Origin of the sequence: Fibrobacter sp. UWB3 (assembly GCF_002210405.1) — a bacterium.
GTDB lineage: Bacteria > Fibrobacterota > Fibrobacteria > Fibrobacterales > Fibrobacteraceae > Fibrobacter.
In genome coordinates this window covers 61,401-76,967 of record NZ_MWQJ01000011.1, presented here as the reverse complement: position 1 = coordinate 76,967, position 15,567 = coordinate 61,401, and the positions used below count along the sequence as shown (strand labels likewise).

The 15,567-nt window shown below is 46.9% G+C and carries 13 protein-coding genes and 1 pseudogene; 4 read left to right on the top strand and 10 right to left on the bottom strand.

Going from position 1 to position 15,567, the window contains the following annotated elements; genetic code table 11:
• The first annotated feature begins 52 nt into the window (after positions 1-52).
• The 4 genes and pseudogenes from B7991_RS12200 to B7991_RS12190 all read left to right on the top strand — a co-directional run bounded on the left by B7991_RS12200 (position 53) and on the right by B7991_RS12190 (position 2,113).
• On the top strand, positions 53-415 hold the full coding sequence (locus tag B7991_RS12200) for a nuclear transport factor 2 family protein (protein WP_072831146.1): 363 nt from the start codon (positions 53-55) through the stop codon (positions 413-415).
• A 478-nt stretch (positions 416-893) separates the two neighbouring features.
• Positions 894-1,268: pseudogene (locus tag B7991_RS12195) on the top strand (class I SAM-dependent methyltransferase); the annotation flags it as partial.
• Positions 1,267-1,422, top strand: a complete 156-nt coding sequence (locus B7991_RS14885; protein ID WP_170861496.1) for a hypothetical protein — start codon at positions 1,267-1,269, stop codon at positions 1,420-1,422. The pseudogene B7991_RS12195 and the gene B7991_RS14885, both read left to right, overlap by 2 nt.
• Positions 1,423-1,447: 25 nt before the next feature.
• Positions 1,448-2,113 (top strand): hypothetical protein, encoded by a 666-nt coding sequence (locus B7991_RS12190; RefSeq protein WP_088631072.1) that lies wholly within the window; start codon positions 1,448-1,450, stop codon positions 2,111-2,113.
• A gap of 7 nt (positions 2,114-2,120) precedes the next feature.
• On the opposite strand, the gene B7991_RS12185 is transcribed toward B7991_RS12190, so the two are convergent.
• The 10 genes from B7991_RS12185 to B7991_RS12140 all read right to left on the bottom strand — a co-directional run bounded on the left by B7991_RS12185 (position 2,121) and on the right by B7991_RS12140 (position 15,562).
• Positions 2,121-3,230, bottom strand: a complete 1,110-nt coding sequence (locus tag B7991_RS12185) for a hypothetical protein (RefSeq protein ID WP_088631071.1) — start codon at positions 3,228-3,230, stop codon at positions 2,121-2,123.
• A 103-nt stretch (positions 3,231-3,333) separates the two neighbouring features.
• The gene (locus B7991_RS12180; protein WP_088631070.1) at positions 3,334-4,356 is read right to left on the bottom strand and encodes a tetratricopeptide repeat protein; all 1,023 of its coding nucleotides are present in this window, start codon (positions 4,354-4,356) and stop codon (positions 3,334-3,336) included.
• Position 4,357: 1 nt separating this feature from the next.
• Complete coding sequence (locus B7991_RS12175; protein WP_088631069.1) at positions 4,358-5,005, bottom strand: energy transducer TonB; 648 nt, start codon at positions 5,003-5,005, stop codon at positions 4,358-4,360.
• Positions 5,006-5,103: 98 nt separating this feature from the next.
• Entirely contained in the window at positions 5,104-5,508 is a 405-nt protein-coding gene (locus B7991_RS12170) for a biopolymer transporter ExbD (RefSeq protein ID WP_088631068.1), read from the bottom strand.
• Positions 5,509-5,532: 24 nt separating this feature from the next.
• Positions 5,533-6,279 carry a MotA/TolQ/ExbB proton channel family protein gene (locus tag B7991_RS12165; RefSeq protein ID WP_254917966.1) on the bottom strand — a complete coding sequence of 249 codons (747 nt, stop codon included), beginning with the start codon at positions 6,277-6,279 and terminating at the stop codon, positions 5,533-5,535.
• 45 nt (positions 6,280-6,324) lie between these two features.
• Complete coding sequence (locus B7991_RS12160) at positions 6,325-7,905, bottom strand: MotA/TolQ/ExbB proton channel family protein (protein ID WP_088631067.1); 1,581 nt, start codon at positions 7,903-7,905, stop codon at positions 6,325-6,327.
• Entirely contained in the window at positions 7,902-8,738 is an 837-nt protein-coding gene (locus tag B7991_RS12155; RefSeq protein WP_088631066.1) for a DUF3450 family protein, read from the bottom strand. The genes B7991_RS12160 and B7991_RS12155 overlap by 4 nt, the downstream gene beginning before the upstream one ends.
• A 91-nt stretch (positions 8,739-8,829) precedes the next feature.
• Complete coding sequence (locus tag B7991_RS12150; protein ID WP_088631065.1) at positions 8,830-10,554, bottom strand: hypothetical protein; 1,725 nt, start codon at positions 10,552-10,554, stop codon at positions 8,830-8,832.
• The gene (locus tag B7991_RS12145; RefSeq protein ID WP_254917965.1) at positions 10,538-12,988 is read right to left on the bottom strand and encodes a TonB-dependent siderophore receptor; all 2,451 of its coding nucleotides are present in this window, start codon (positions 12,986-12,988) and stop codon (positions 10,538-10,540) included. Before B7991_RS12145 ends, B7991_RS12150 begins: the two co-directional genes overlap by 17 nt.
• 300 nt (positions 12,989-13,288) lie before the next feature.
• Positions 13,289-15,562, bottom strand: a complete 2,274-nt coding sequence (locus B7991_RS12140; protein WP_176421826.1) for a caspase family protein — start codon at positions 15,560-15,562, stop codon at positions 13,289-13,291.
• Positions 15,563-15,567 lie beyond the last annotated feature (5 nt).

The window sequence follows — 15,567 nt, the reverse complement described above, 5'->3', positions numbered from 1 at the left end:
ATGAATCGTGTATCTTGAAAACAGCAGCTAACGATATATGGAGGAAATATTTATGTTACGGCCAAAAGAAATAGTATGTAAATGGGTAGATGCCTTTAACAACCATGATGTAGAGGCAATTATGAGCTTGTACCATGATAACGCAACCAATCATCAGGTGACCAATGATCCCGTGATTGGGATAGATGCAATCCGTGAAATGTTTACAGCAGAATTTGCCACTGCCGATATGACTGCCATTGTAGAGAATATCTTTGAAGATGGACAGTGGGCGATTTTAGAATGGAAGGACCCTCTGGGACTGCGGGGATGCGGCTTCTTCCATGTTGTGAATGGTAAAATTCTGTTTCAGAGAGGATATTGGGATAAGCTGTCTTTTCTGAAGCAGCATAATTTGCCTATTGAATCGTTGTGAAAAGGTGAACAGAGCACGAAGTTGAAGGAAGGGCGAAAATGGAGCGAGGAAGAATTATTGTAATTACAGGCCCTCCGGGAACTGGAAAATCGACAGTATGGATGCCATGGAAGGAATATTCTTCTTCGTCGATGCGGGCGGCTTCCTGAAGCCAAACATACAGGTCGTTGCTCTCTGGGTTACAAGGAAGCTCTGAACCACGCCTCTGACGATACAATGCGTACAAGAGAAAAGAGGGAAAGACCGCTGACAGCATTAAAAAAGATGCAATTTTTTCACAGCATACTTTCCGAACCATGTGTGGTGTATGGCACCGCATTTCTCAGCAACACAATATACCAAGTTCGAGGCGGAGAGTCTATTGAAATAAAAAAATCCGAGGAAGAGAATATCTCTCTGCCTCGGATTTTTCGTTTCATCCCTCAATCGGCTGGTGTAGTACCTTCAATTTCAAGATGTCCCTGTGCGGACACGCCCTTCGGTTGTCGCTTTTGATTACAGCAAAAAAATGATAGAATTGGCTAAAAGACGGCAATCACAATATGCAAAACAAATTGAATTTTGTGTGGCGGATGCGACCGATAGAAAAAGTATATTAGAATTAAAAAGAAATCGAGCCTTTACGAAAGCAGTTTCTAATATGGCAATTATGGATATTACGGATATTGAACCACTTCTTATGGCTGTTTATGAACTGTTGCAGGAAAGCGGAATTTTTGTCTTTGCAACGCAACACCCTTGTTTTGTCACGTTGACTGAAAAATATATGACACCGCACAGTTACTATGATATAGCGATTGAAGGGCAACCGAAAGAGCAGATTTATTATCATCGTTCCATACAAGGTATATATGGATAAAGACTTGGAAAAGCTCATGGAAAAATATAACGTTCCATGCAAAGTCAAGAAAGTCAAAAAGCAAACTTTAGACTTGAATCCTCAAGATAAAGTCATTGACTGCGATTATGTTGACCCGGCTGGTTTTCCCCATTGGGACAAAGATTAAATCTTGAATGTCATAAAGGCCCTTTATGCTAAAGAAATTTCTTTCAGTGTATCTCCTTTTATCTGCTTGTCTTTATGCAACGGATTATGAGTGCATAGAGCTTTATGGAGATTATAGAGTTGTAATTGAAGGGACTAAAAATACAGCGAATCAAGTCAGTACAAAACGTTATTCAAGCTATAAATCCTGCAATCGTGATTTGGAAAATTACCTAAATGGTAAAAAGACTCCTATCGCATACGAGTGCATAGAACTTTATGGGGATTACAGAGTCGTACTTGAAGGAACTAAAAATCCGGCAAATCAAGTTAGCTCAAAACGCTACTCAAGCTATAAATCCTGCAATCGCGATTTGGATAATTACCTAAATGGTAAAAAGACTCCCGTTGAATATGAGTGCATAGAACTTTACGGGGATTTTAGAGTTGTGCTTGCGGGAACTAAAAATCCGGCAAATCAAGTTAGTTCAAAACGTTATTCAAACTATAAATCCTGCAATCGCGATTTGGATAATTACTTAAATGGCAAAAAGACTCCTGTTGCATACGAGTGCATAGAACTTTATGGGGATTACAGAGTCGTGCTCGAAGGAACTAAAAATCCAGCAAATCAAGTTAGCTCATTGCGTTATACCAGCTATGGGTCTTGCAATAAAGCCTTGAATGAATACTTGTCTAAGCAAAGACAATAATCTGCAACTAGAGCTTCTCCAGCTTGCCGTTTTTTATGTAAAAAACCTCTGTTCCGATGGATTTCCACTTTTGGGCGAAGCCAAGATACTTGGACTTCGTCTTTTCTGTTAGGTCGTAAGGGAACGTCAGCGACTCCACGCAATCGACCGTCACATCGCCGTGAAATTGCAGTTCAAGATAGCTGCTGATGTTGTCGCTGCGGAATTTCGTCATGTCGTTCGTCTGCGTTCCCTTCACTGGCAGCTTGCTTTCATACATGTCGTCGTAGGAAACCGCTTTCGGGTCGGTGACGAGACTGGGCTGGTATCTTTCGCTTAGGCTGTCGCCAGCCGTCCATGTGCAGGTCACTTTGTCCTTCTTGAAACGTACCGCGACATTTCCGTATTGGGTGGCGCGGTTGTGCGTCGTCGCCTCACGTAGCTTGTCATGGTCGAGAAGGTTTCCGTACTTTTCATACTGCGAGATATTGAGCTGGTTCGCCTTTTCCGTTGAACCCAGGTCAAAGAGCTTGTGTGCTGCGGATAGTCTCAAATGGCTCTGCTTGATTGAACCGTCCGCGTTTAGCGACGGGCCGCTATACCCGCCGGAGCTTCCTGTCTCGAAGGTGTTCTTGAAATGCGTGTTGAAAACCTTTTCAAGCAGGTCGTCTTCTATGTGCATCCCCAAGTCGTGCTTCTGGAACAGCTCGCGCATCGTCGCCTCGATTTCTGCGGCGTGTTTCTTTGTCGCCGAGCCGTAGTAATGTCCCTTCTTATATTTCTCGATGGCTGTATCAAGGTGTCCGAGCGTGGGAGGCAACTTGTCGCCCTTGAGGGCGCGAAGGTCGTCGATGCTGATGTTTGTCGAGAACGGGACGCTTGAGCCGGACTTGATGCCAGCCTTGATTTTCTTGAGGCGTTCGAGTCCTTCCTTGTATTCGATTTCCTTCCTTCTCGTTTCCGCTTTCTTGAGCAGTTCCTTGATTTCCGTTTTCGCGGCGTTGTCGCCCTTGGCGATAAGCGCGTCCATGTCGCTGGTGAGCTTCTTGAGAACTGCGGACTTGGGGTGATTCTTGAGGAATATCTTGATGGAGTCCACGCGGCCAAGTTCCGTTTCCCAGTCAATGAGCCGTTCCACTTCGGCGAGAGCTTTATGTCTTATAGGGGCTCTTTGTGAGCGGAGTTAAAACAAAGGAAGCCGGACTCTACGCCTTTACATTGTCGTCCCAAAATGGATTTTACTACTCAGCTTGCAATTCAAGCAAGTCTGCGGTGAGGGTCGCATCGTTCGGGAAATATTTTAAAGCGACTTTCAGCAGGCGCACGGATTCTTCGGTGCGCTTTTGTGCGTGGGCGTCGTAGGCCATATTCTTGAAACCAAAGACGGCTTCGGCATTCCCGTTTTTAGCAGCAAGTTCGTAGGCATATTCAGCGCGGTCATAGAACTTGGCATCGTACGCAAGGTTTCCCATGAAAATGGCGGCATCAGAGAAATCGGGTTTGATTTGCAAAATGTTATTCAAGATTTCCATGGCGATGTAGGGCTTTTTATCTTCGGCGAGGACATCGGCAAGCTTGTACATAATTTGCGTGTCGTCGATTTTCACGCTGAGGGCTTCGCGGTAGGCGTTGGCGCTTTCTTCGAAATTCTTGTTCAGGCGGTACACGTCGCCGAGGTAGACGAGAAAATCGGATTCTTCGGGATGGAGCGTGTAGCCTTCGCGAATTACGGCAACGGCTCGGTCAAAGTCGTTCAGAGCAATGTTTGCCTCGGAGAGCTGGTAAACGATGCTGATGTCATTTTTGTCGAGGCGGTAAGCATTTTCGATGGCGCGGAGGGCTCCGACTTTGTCGCCGGTTTTGGTGTAGGCTTCGCCGAGGTAAAGCCAGCCGGAAATGTTATCGGGGTCGAGTTTGAGCGCACGGTGGTAAACGGCAATGCATTCCGGGAACTGCTTTAAGCGGAAGTAGACGCTCGCCATATTGAAAAGTGCGGGTGCAAAATTGCCTTCGGAATAGTCCACGGCTTTGCGGTAGGCGGCGGCAGCTTCGGGATATTTGTCCATCTGGTAATAGCTATTGGCGATGTTGAAACTCACGGCAACGGGATCAGCGCCGCGGGCTTCGGCCTTGCGGTACAAGAGGATAGCTTGCTTGAATTTTCCACTGCGATAAAGGGCGTTCGCGCGATCCATCAAGTCAAAGGAAGATTGCGCTGCAAACGACGAAATTACAAAAAGCAAAACAAGAATAAACACTTTCATACTAGTCTCTAAACTTCACTTCGAAGGGTTGTTCCATGCCGCAGAAAGCAACGGCTTTGCCGTCCTTTTCGGCGGGAGCAAAAGTCATACGAGCAATAGCATCCTTCCCCGCTTGCGCAAGCCCTGAACCTGCGGGAGATTCTTCGATGACTTTGATATCATACGCGCGTCCGCCAACATCCACACAGAAACTGAGACGAAGCATGGCATCTATTTCGCGGTCTCGGATTTGCGGCGGCACCTGAAAGTTTGCGACAGAGCGGCTTTCGGGCTTTTTATCGACATCGCCTTTTTCAGTGGACAGAGCACCACCTCGAAAATCGGCAACGAGCTCGCTATTGATGGCAGCACCCGCAGTTCCTGAAACGGCGCCAAGAGCCATGGCAAAACGCGGTCCCGCTTTGGGCGAGCGCGAATTCGACTTTTGGCGGTTTGGCTTGCGTGCCGTGTGTTTTTTCTCAATCTTCTTTTCGACTTCTTCAACTTTTTTCACGGAGACTTCGGTCTTGACGAATTTCTTTTCGTGGAAGATTTTACCCGTCAAGAACAAGTTCGCCATCGTCACGGAGAATACGAGAACCATGCTCGCAAGAATCGCCGCGAGAAGGATTGAAAAACGCTTTAAAAACTTTTTTATAAACTTTCGCATTATTCACTCAAATACAAGACTTAACTGGATTCTTCGTCCCTACGGTCCTCAGAATGACGCAATTACTTTTTTGAAAGCCCGTTCCACATCAATCACGTTTACTCTGCTTGGGCGGCGATGGAGACTTTCTTGACTCCGGCCAAATTACACATATCAATGACCTGAACAAGCACGCCAGTTTCGGATTCCTTGTCCGCAATCACGACGGCTTCGCGGTCAGGCGCTTTGGCGAGAGACTGTTTCAAGATGTCTTGCAGGCTCGCCAAATCCACCTGGCGTTCATTCATGTGAATCGTCCCTTCGCGCGTGATGGCTATGAGCAAGTTTTCTTTTTCAAGTTGGCTCGCCGATTGCGCCTGCGGTTTCGTCACATCCACACCCGTTTCGCGAGTGAACGACGACGTCACCACAAAAAAGATGAGCAAGATGAACACGATATCCATCAGCGGACCCATTTCAATGCCCACGTCTTTCTGTTTTCTTCTCGGTAAATTAAAGTCCATAATAAACCTCTTAGATTGCTTCGCCTACGGCTCGCAATGACGAGTAATGCGAGAACCTTCTGCATAAGTTTCATTAACGCAAAAATCGTTAGCGCGAGTTGCAAAATAGTTGTCGATTACCGTTGCGCCAAGTTCCATTTCCTGCTTCAAGATTTCAATGCGTTCGTCCAAACGTTGCTTTAAAAGCGTCAGCGGGAACGCAATCAAGAGCCCGCTCTGCGTCGAAATCAAGGCTTCTGAAATTCCATCCGCCATCAGCACCGGATTCTGGTTTCCATACAACGTGATCACCTCAAAAGTCGAGACCATTCCCGTGACCGTTCCAAGCAGGCCCAAGAGCGGAGCGGCTGCAGCCATCACAGAAACAATGTGGTTTCCTTGTTCCATGTAGCGCACACTTTTCATCATGCGTACTTGCATGTAATCGCGAAATTCGTCATAATTTTTTTGCGCAATTTCAATCGCGTAAGAAAGTTCTCTTGAAAGAAATCCACCGCGTTTGCGAAGGTTTGTCAAAGTCGTCTGCACACGCTGTTCATCAGAGGAAGATTCGGTTCCAGCAACAGTTCTTTCGCCGGTCAAACCGCGCTGCATACGCCTCACGACTTTAGTGATATCCTTTCTGAAAAAATCGCTACCGATGCGAAACCAGCTCGAGAAAAGGAAATAGAATCCAACAACGCCCGACAAGAGGATGGGTAGCATTACCACGCCACCCGCCTCATACGTATTCCGCAGGGATTCTATGAATATGTAATGAAAATCAGTCATAATTCATGATTAGATTGCTTCGCCTTCGGCTCGCAATGACGTATTTTACTTACTTTCCTTTCCAAAGACTTTATTCATAAGCGAAGTGCTTTGCACGTAGAGTTCGCTGGTGATTTTTTCGATCTTTTCGCTCAGGAGGCCATGCAAAATCATCACCGGAATTGCAATGACAAGGCCCATTTCAGTCGTGACAAGAGCTTCGGAAATACCGCCTGCAAGCACGCGAGCGTCATTCGTTCCGACTTCGGTAATCACGGTAAAGAGCGTAATGATACCCGTCACCGTACCGAGCAAGCCCAAGAGCGGAGCAATCGTTCCCATCGCCGCCAAAAGGCCCATGCGGCGTTCGAGTTTCGGCTGTTCACGGAGCAAAGCTTCTTGCAAGGAGCGTTCCGCATTTTCACGCGTATCGTTCACCTTGTTGAGCACAGCAAACAAGACCATCGCAAGACTAGTCTCTTTTTTGAGACAGAGATTGGCGGCTTCTTCGTACTTTTTCTCGGCGACAAGCGCATCCATCTTCTTGGTAAAGCGACGGCCGAGATGACCACGATAAGAAAGCATAACGAAACGTTCAAGGAACAGGAGGAGTGCAATAATCGCCACGAGCATCAACGGATACATCACGATACCGCCCTTCTTGAAGAACGATTTGAATTCTTCGGTCCAAGTGAGTTCCTTTGCATCGGTGATAGAATTTTTGATGGCCTTATTCTGCAGCACATCCAACGGAATCGCGATAGTAGCCTGTGCGTCCGTTGCAGCACTTGCCACCGAGCCCGCCTGGTTCACGGCAGCCTTGATATTTGCCGCCATTTCCGTGGGCAAATTTGCATTCCATTCAAAGACCTTGCCCTGCAAAGCACCAGAGCGCAACAACGCCTGCACATCGCCATTGTCATTCGCCACTTCGCCGAGGAACACCGTTCCCAAGCGCAAACGATTCACGTTCACATCCGGGCGCGTACCGACCTGCGAAAGTTCAGCACCATAAGACTGCGTGTAAGTGACTTCGTGACGGGCTAGCAAATCTGCCATATAGCCCTGCACCGCAGCAATTGTATTCGGCACTTTCTTTTCGGCTTCAGCACTGGCGCGTTTCAAGTTCAAAAGGCGCTTGTTCATCCCGACCGGATAATCGCCCGCCACATCGCCAAGCGTCTTTTCAATCGAAAGCTTCACTTGCGTGTTGAGCGCATCGAATGCAATTTCTTCGCTCTTGGACTTTTCTTCTGCTTCTTCAGTGACATTCTTGTTTGCCATCACTTCTTCGGTGACGCGGCCAAGATCTGTCGAGAGCTTGGAATAGCGACCGTCCAGTTCACGAGTTTTATTCTGGTGTTCTTCGGTCAACTGCGATTCAGCATAGCGGTTGCTCCAGTGCTTGGCATCGAGCTTTTCAAGGGAATCGGCTTTTTGCATGCGGATGCGAGTGAGCGTTTCGACTTCGCGTTGCAAATTGCGCACTTCGATTTGCAACAAGGAATCCTTGATACGGGCTTCGTCTTCGGCGCTCTTCTTGTCGCTCGACCACGGCCATGCAAAAGCAGAAGAGGCGAGCATTAAGACAATTGCCAAAAACTTCACTGGATTCTTCACTTCGTTCAGAATGACGTTTGGATTCATCTCACGCCTCCCACAACAGACAAACTTACAGGCAATTTCACAATCTGAGGAGGCTTTTTAGCCTGCTTCACGTCGATGGCAAGTTTCACAGCAGCGCGTTCTTCCAGATTCAAGTTTTCATTCCATTCGTACACAACACTACCATTCTCGATTTTGCGTTCGAGGCGGCCATACTGCGCCCCATTTTCATCCACATAGACCATCCATTGGTTGCCAATGCGAAGAATCGTAGCATTTACGATTTCGCCATCCTTGCGAGTGAGCGGGCTATTGACTACAGAAACTTCATCGCCAAACTTGATTTCTTCATTCACGAGCGATTTCATGCGAGAAAATGCTTCTTCTTCGGTCACGTTACCGCTTTCGATTTCGCGCGTCAAGGATTTTGCTCTGTCAAGACGCTTTTCGCGTTCCCACGGGAGCGTCTGTGCAATTTGGACTTCGAGCTGTTTACAGATTTTGGCAAGTTCACTGCGCAATGCACGGCGCTTTGCGGCCACGTTATCGCTTTTGTTCTTTGCGCGAGCCTGCTTGTTGCGCTCCTGCTGTAGGTTTGCTGCCACCTTGCGAATCTTAGCATTCAGGCTATCGATTTCCAGATTGCGGCGTTCCACATCGGCCTTGTAGCGCTGTTCAAGCAACTGGCGATGTGATGCATCTGCACGTAGCATCGAATCAGTCGATGCGATTCGAGTATTCAAATTTTGAATTTCAGAATTCAGCTTTTCCTTTTGCAGTTTCAAATCGCGAATTTCGGATTCGTAGTCTGCAAAAGCTAGGCCCGAAAGCGAGAAAACAAGGACCGCAAAAGGCAATATATTCAATCGTTTCATAACTATTCCAAATAGGTTGTCTCTAAATTACATTATTTAAACACCTGGACCCATCAAAAGTGTCACCGTGTTTGATAAAAAATTTCAAGAATTACTGACATTCTATATGACCATCCTTGATACGGCACCAGTTTTCGCAAATTTTAGGTTCTGCACCCAAGCCATAACACACATTCTCGACTTCGCGTTTCAAAACACTAGATTTTAATTCCTGGAGATAATAACGGCTCACAAGTGCGGACTTACACTGTTCGTACTCATCCAAATCCCAGCCACGGTCAGCGCACCAAAGCCACAGATATTCCTTGCAATTGGTCTTTTTCGGATTTTCCAGGCATTCGTTTTCAAGCGCAGAACAATCCGCTATTTTGTTACTTTCAAAATTACTTGCCACACAGTAGCGCTTAAGGCCATCGGCATATGCATTTGCCTTTGCTTTTTCACTGATGGAATCCGGCAAGAACAGAGACCACTTCGTCGTATCCAGCATCATTGCCGCCTTTACGTTTGATGCATAACACGCCTTCACATGTCTATTATAAACGGAATCCCGATAATACAAGGGAGCCTTTTCATTAGCATTTTGCAAGCCCTGTAAAGAAACATCTTCATCCGGCATTCCAGAGCAAGTAACATCCTGATAAAGCCTACAGGCACGAGAATCCCAGCTATCGGCATTATCGCCTTCTGTATCTTTGCAATTACTCCAAGCCATGTGTGAAAAGCCTACAGCATCACCACTAACTTCTATGTTAATTGTCGTTTTTGCCATTCCACAAAATACGCCCATTCCATTTTTAACATTAGACTTTGGAACAACACGCGAATCCGATACAGACTGTTTTACCTTTTCCACATAATCAACATACGCATCATCGGTCGAATAAAGGTCTACCGAAATTGTCCCTATCGGGAGCATCATATTCATCAGATAAAGAGTGTCAAGAGTCTTGTTGCCTGCGACGGAGCGATTCGATGAAAAGCCCAGATTTTGCTGTTCTTCCAGAGGATCGTGCATGGCAATTCCCCTATATCCCTCATCATCGGCATCCTTCATTCCTTTGAACATCTGATTCATCGTGGTATTTTGCGATTCACCGCCTCTTATGTCGTAGTTCATAATTGAAAGAACGCCTCGTACAGTTTTATCATAATCCAAAGCAGCCTTCACAAATTCCATATCCATCGGATATTCCAAAAAGTTCACATAGAACAAATTAGATTCACTGCGATTTTCTTGCCACACATAGCCACCCTTCTGTTGCGGCACATTCATACCCTTGACGGTCACTCGATTCGGAATCGTTGCGATTGCCTTATAGGTTGATTGCACAGTATGGCCTGCACTATCCCATTTAAATGAGGCGCTTAGCTCATATGATTCGCCAGAAACTCCGTAAAACATATAAGGTGTATAAAAGCAATTCGGGTTCGATGATTTGGGTTTAAGAACCGCAGTTGTATCCAGTTCTTTAGCTTCTCCGCCGAACACAAATCGTCCGCTAACAGTCACATTTGCGCTATCGTAAAACGCAAAATCTTGCGATGAAGTTTCGTCGAGCTGATAGACTTTTGAGAAACAAACATAAGGATTTCCGTGCGCCATCACGTATCCGTACGTATAAACGCCCGTATAGACTTCGCGCTCTTCGGGATAGTATTCCCATGGGCCATGAAAATCGCAGGCAACGAGCAAAACAGACGAGAGAATCCAGACGAGAGACGAAAGGAATCGCCTACAAGATCCTTCGACTACGTCCTTACGGACTTCGCTCAGGATGACACAATTTTTCTTTTGTCTAGAAATAGTATTCATAATTCAGCATAATCGGTAAAAAGGGGAACTGAGAAATCGAAGTCTTTTTCGGCGGGTTCTTGCGCGTATCGTAGAACGTAAAGAACATGTTGTCGTGATCGGTCAAGTTGATAATTGTCCAGCTGAAATTCCACTTGCCTTCGCGACCGATATCAATCGCTTTCAAGTCAATTCTGAAATAATCCGTCTGGCGTCCCGCATTGCGGCTTCCTGGTAGCACGACAACTTCATCAGAATATTTTTGCGATCCGATTTCCTGTTGCAAATAATATCCCTTGTATTCGCTAATCGGCATGCCCGATGAATACTTGAGTGCAAGCGATGAACGGAAATAGCGACCTTTTTTCTTGTGTTGCCATAAAGCATCTTCGCCACCTTTCCAGTTAATGCCCAAATCCATCTTCAACGCATAGGGCTGATGCCAACTCGGGAAATAAGGTTTGGATCCATCATTGGCTCGAGCAACACTTATACTTTGGCTCCAGTTGATTCCACCAAACCACCAGCCTTTATCTTTACGTAACGAAAGTTCGTAACCGAAAGAATAGCCATCCGCCGTGCCAAAATTATCTGCCAGCACAAGACTCTTAGAAGAATTATCACTCGTGTCTGATTTCATAGCAAACGTGTTCAAGTTATTTTGAGTTTTATAATAAACGCCTGCGGTAAAATCATAACCTTCAAAAAGATCGCGTTGGCTATATTCCGCAGCAAAGAGCCACGATGAAGCCGGCTTGATATGCTTGCCACTCGTCGTTGTCGTTGCCGGGTAATAGAATTCGTTTAACGTTTCCTGATCGGTATAGACGATTGAATTCATGTACTGCAAATAATAGCCGCCATAAAGTTCCAGAGATTTCGTATCGTCAAGATTAATCGTTAGCGATGCACGCGGTTCAATGCCGAAATGTTCCGCAGCTGATTGATAATTGAAACGCAAGCCATATTGCAATAACAAATCTGGCGAAATTTTCCAAGCATCCTGCGCATAGGCTACATGGTGGAATGCCTCTTCAATATCGGCCACACCAATGGACGCCATCTTTTCCTGATAACGTTCATAAACGTATTCCAACTCGTAGCCAAACGTAAACGTGTGCTTATCGATACCGCGATAGTTCAGCCATTGCTTACCAGCAAACGTGTAAAGGAGCATTTCAATCGACATCAAGTCGCTCACCTTCATCGTCTGATAGAACTGGCTATAGGCAAATGTGGCATTGTATTCCCAGTCACCATCAATGCGGTGGTAAATGCCAAGCGGAATGGCAACATTGCCCCAGTCCATATAAAGCGGGTCGAATTCAAGTTTATCCTTGCCAATATAAAAACTGAGTTTCATTCGCGTATCTTTGGAGAAATCGTACATAAACGTTCCCTGCAAATCCGTGAATTCATAATCCAGATCCAAATCCAAGAGGCCAATCGCATTGCACAAGTCAAGAATGTAGCCGATGTAAGTTGTACGACCTGCAAGCACCCAACGCGCTGGACCTTTATGGCCTTCGGTATGGAGCTGTGCTGCAAACGTACTGATTTTGACACTCGACTTGCTAAACCATTCTTCGACAGAATCCTGGCCACCCGCGCGGCCTTCCATTTTGAGCACAGAGCTTAAGCGGTTACCGTACTGCGCTGGGAATCCGCTCTTGTAGAACTGCACATCGTCAATGCCTTCGACGAGGAACGTGCTGAAAAGTCCAAAGAAATGCACCGGAGAATAGACGACAGCGTTATCGAACAAGAATAGATTCTGATCGGCAGCGCCACCACGCACGTAAATCTTGGAACTGAAATCGGAACTCGCAACAACGCCCGGGAGCGCCTGAATGCTCTTGATCACGTCCGCTTCGGCAAGGCCCGGCATGCGCTTGATGGACTTTGCGGAAACGACAGATTCACCCGGCTTGCGTTTGGGGCGACGGCGCAACTGCACCACGACTTTTTTGAGTTCGGTCACTTTGGAATTTGTGCTGCCCGAAGCAAGAAGCTTTTCAACATCGACATCGGATGTGCTATCAGAGATTGCCGCGCCTTTGGCAGAGTCTACTGGATCCTTCGACTCCGCTTGCGCGGAGTTTATCCCGGACTCCGTTCCGGAACCAACCTCGTCAACAGTGACTTCGTCGGGGCCAAGCGTTTTGCTGAACGTGCTATCATTACCGAAATACAGAAGTTCATAGCATTTTTCCTTTTCGGCACCAGAAGTATCCGAATTCGTCACGCAAATGTTCCAAAGCGTATCGGCAGGGAGAACGACGCTAAAAGGCGTCCCCACGGTCGTCTGCAAAGCCTCGCCCGTTTCAAGAATTTCGACATTCAGCTTTTCGTGAGCTTCAAACGAGTCATCCTGAACAATTCCATTGAAGATAATACGTTCGTGGGCTGCTGCAAGCGCAACCAACATCGACACAAAAACAACAATTTTCAACATAAAACTCATTACAGTTCCTAAACCTTTCCCCAATGGAACACCTTAAGGTACAAAAAGTGTTACCACATAATAGAGAAATTTAAAAATTTATAGTAAACTCAAAATTTTTCATACAAAAGGAGATCCCCGAACAAGTCGGGGATGACAAGAGCATACAGGAGATGCCCTCCCCATACGCGGATCATGATCACATAAGTGCTAAAGCACTAAGTGATCAAAGAGCTCAGTGGCGGGCATGACAAGAGCATACAGAAAATGCCCGCGCGATGGCGGGCATGACAAGCTAATAAAGTAAAGTATTTAGAATCTACCGAAGGTAAGCCCAGCGTAGAATCCCGGCCACCAGCGACCTTTATGGTCTTTGTAGCTCACGTCATCGTGATAATCGCCAAGCGGTTTGAGCAATAGCTTGTTCAGATAGCCTTCGCTCGTCAAGTTCAGCGAGCCACCCACCGAGAGGCCGAAACCTGGGAACACCTGATAAACATAGCCGACGCGACCGCGATGGTGGTATCCAGACTTCCAATCATCTTCATCCATGCCAAATTTATCGTAGACGTTGAAGAATGTGTATTCGAGTTCCCAATGGCTACCGTACTTTCCGAACTGAGTGCCAACACCCACACCGTGTTCATAGAACTTTTCGAAATCCTTAAAGATGTGGCCTTTCTTGAAGAATGCCGCCCATTCAATGTTGGTATAGAAGTAGGCAGTACCCAAATGAAGGGATCCTCCAAGTGCACCCATTTCGTTCATGTAAGGGGTTGCGCTCCATACGCCGTTTCCGACAATATTGACGATACCCACCGGAGACTTTTCGCAATGCGCACAGATATTGATAATACCCCACTGGCGACCCTTTTCATTCGTGGCATAGTTGACAACACCAATTTGCACCTTTTCGTTAACGTGAGAAGCATTTACCCCCGCAGCCACCTGAACTTTCGACTTTGTCGCATAATTGACACCAGCAACCGCTTGGCTTTTTGTAGTTTGTGCAACATTCACGCCTGCAGTCACCTGCAAATCCGTAGCCTTTGCATAGTTCACACCGGCAGAGACCTGCAAACCATTAAGCGTATCGGCTGCTATGTTCACAATACCAATCTGCGCCCCCGAGGACTTGTCCTTTGCAATATTCACAGTTGAGCTAACCTGCGCACCATCAAAAGACCCTGCGTAGTTTGCCACAGAAGAAAGCTGAGCGCCTTCAAAATGATCTTTAGCCACGTTCACTATCGTTGTTGCCTGCAAACCGTGCATTTCCTTTTGGGCAATGTTCGCAATCAAGCTCACTTGCGTACCCAGCATGTAATCCTTCGTGCGAGCGACAAACAAGCCCAACTGCAAGCCCTTACGCGGATCACTATCCGTATCCACGAAGTTAAACGTCGTACGGAACTTGCCATTATGATCCAGAGAATCAAGCGAGCAAGCAATCGTATCGCCGCCTGGGCAACTTCTATTGCCGCCAATTTCACCGCGGAACACCGTCAGTTCAGCCATAACACTTTTGAAATTGCTAATCGAAATCTTTTCACGCTTGCCGTTCACAAGAGCAACTGTTGCGCCCATGTAATCGGTTTTCTGCTGGAGATTCACCGTGTAATTCCCTGCCGGGAGGCCAAGGCTCATCGCATGTCCCTGCTTTTTATTGAGTTCTGCGACGAGTTCGCCATCAGCATCGCGAATGTAAAGGCGACCACCCACGCTTTCGTCCAAATCGAGGCCTGCACTTGTTGCACGCAAATCGGTCATCACCACGTCACCCGTACCCGCAAGATTCATATCGCGGCTCGGATGCTGTGCGCCACCCAGCGTGGTTTCCGTCTTTTGCAAAGTTTCATTGAACGCAAACTGGTACGCTTCCGAGAGCGTCACTCGGCCATCGCTACTCAAGTCGCCTGCGCCACGGAGACCACTCACAAGCGAGTGCGTAAAGAAGGAACCCTTGAGCTTATCGCTTTCCTGGCTAGATTCATCTTGCGTGCTGCTCGTGATAAACGCATAGCCCTTCATGTCACTGCTCTGGTCAACCATAAAAGCAGGCACCGCCTTACCGCCCTTCACACGGGTAATTGCACCTGAACCGCAAGCATCAATCACAGCAATTTTCACATCGGCACTGAGCGCGTCAATGCGATTGCGCAAGTCTTTCCAAGCGTAAGTTTCTTCGCCCAAGCGGAGGCCCTTTTCATCGGCGTGACCGCTGTAATAGACGAGCACTTCGTCGCGGCCGTTAGACGCCTTATCCTGCAAAATTTTTGCATCGAGATTCGCAAATTCCTTTTGCAAAGCAACAACAGACGGTTCCTTCACGAGAATCACGTTCTGCGGAAGCACGCCACCCATTTCCTTAAGCACCTTGGCAAACGAACGGGCATCACTTTCCGCATAGCGAAGCATCGGACGGCCAGCACCACCGTTATTGGCACTCACGGCAACAACGTAGCGATTGATACGGCCCTCTGTCGTCGCATTTGCGGCATTCGCATTAGATGCAAAAACCAACAAAATGAGCATAAACGCAAAAGACAAACCAGACAACACCCCAAAAGCCTTATTCGACATCATAAACA

Bases quoted from the DNA above. Each gene is read 5' to 3' on its own strand.
- B7991_RS12200 (WP_072831146.1), top strand. From the start codon at position 53: ATGTTACGGCCAAAAGAAATAGTATGTAAATGGGTAGATGCCTTTAAC.
- B7991_RS14885 (WP_170861496.1), top strand. From the start codon at position 1,267: ATGGATAAAGACTTGGAAAAGCTCATGGAAAAATATAACGTTCCATGC.
- B7991_RS12190 (WP_088631072.1), top strand. From the start codon at position 1,448: ATGCTAAAGAAATTTCTTTCAGTGTATCTCCTTTTATCTGCTTGTCTT.
- B7991_RS12180 (WP_088631070.1), bottom strand. From the start codon at position 4,356: ATGAAAGTGTTTATTCTTGTTTTGCTTTTTGTAATTTCGTCGTTTGCA.
- B7991_RS12175 (WP_088631069.1), bottom strand. From the start codon at position 5,005: ATGCGAAAGTTTATAAAAAAGTTTTTAAAGCGTTTTTCAATCCTTCTC.
- B7991_RS12170 (WP_088631068.1), bottom strand. From the start codon at position 5,508: ATGGACTTTAATTTACCGAGAAGAAAACAGAAAGACGTGGGCATTGAA.
- B7991_RS12165 (WP_254917966.1), bottom strand. From the start codon at position 6,279: ATGACTGATTTTCATTACATATTCATAGAATCCCTGCGGAATACGTAT.
- B7991_RS12160 (WP_088631067.1), bottom strand. From the start codon at position 7,905: ATGAATCCAAACGTCATTCTGAACGAAGTGAAGAATCCAGTGAAGTTT.
- B7991_RS12155 (WP_088631066.1), bottom strand. From the start codon at position 8,738: ATGAAACGATTGAATATATTGCCTTTTGCGGTCCTTGTTTTCTCGCTT.
- B7991_RS12150 (WP_088631065.1), bottom strand. From the start codon at position 10,554: ATGAATACTATTTCTAGACAAAAGAAAAATTGTGTCATCCTGAGCGAA.
- B7991_RS12145 (WP_254917965.1), bottom strand. From the start codon at position 12,988: ATGTTGAAAATTGTTGTTTTTGTGTCGATGTTGGTTGCGCTTGCAGCA.
- B7991_RS12140 (WP_176421826.1), bottom strand. From the start codon at position 15,562: ATGATGTCGAATAAGGCTTTTGGGGTGTTGTCTGGTTTGTCTTTTGCG.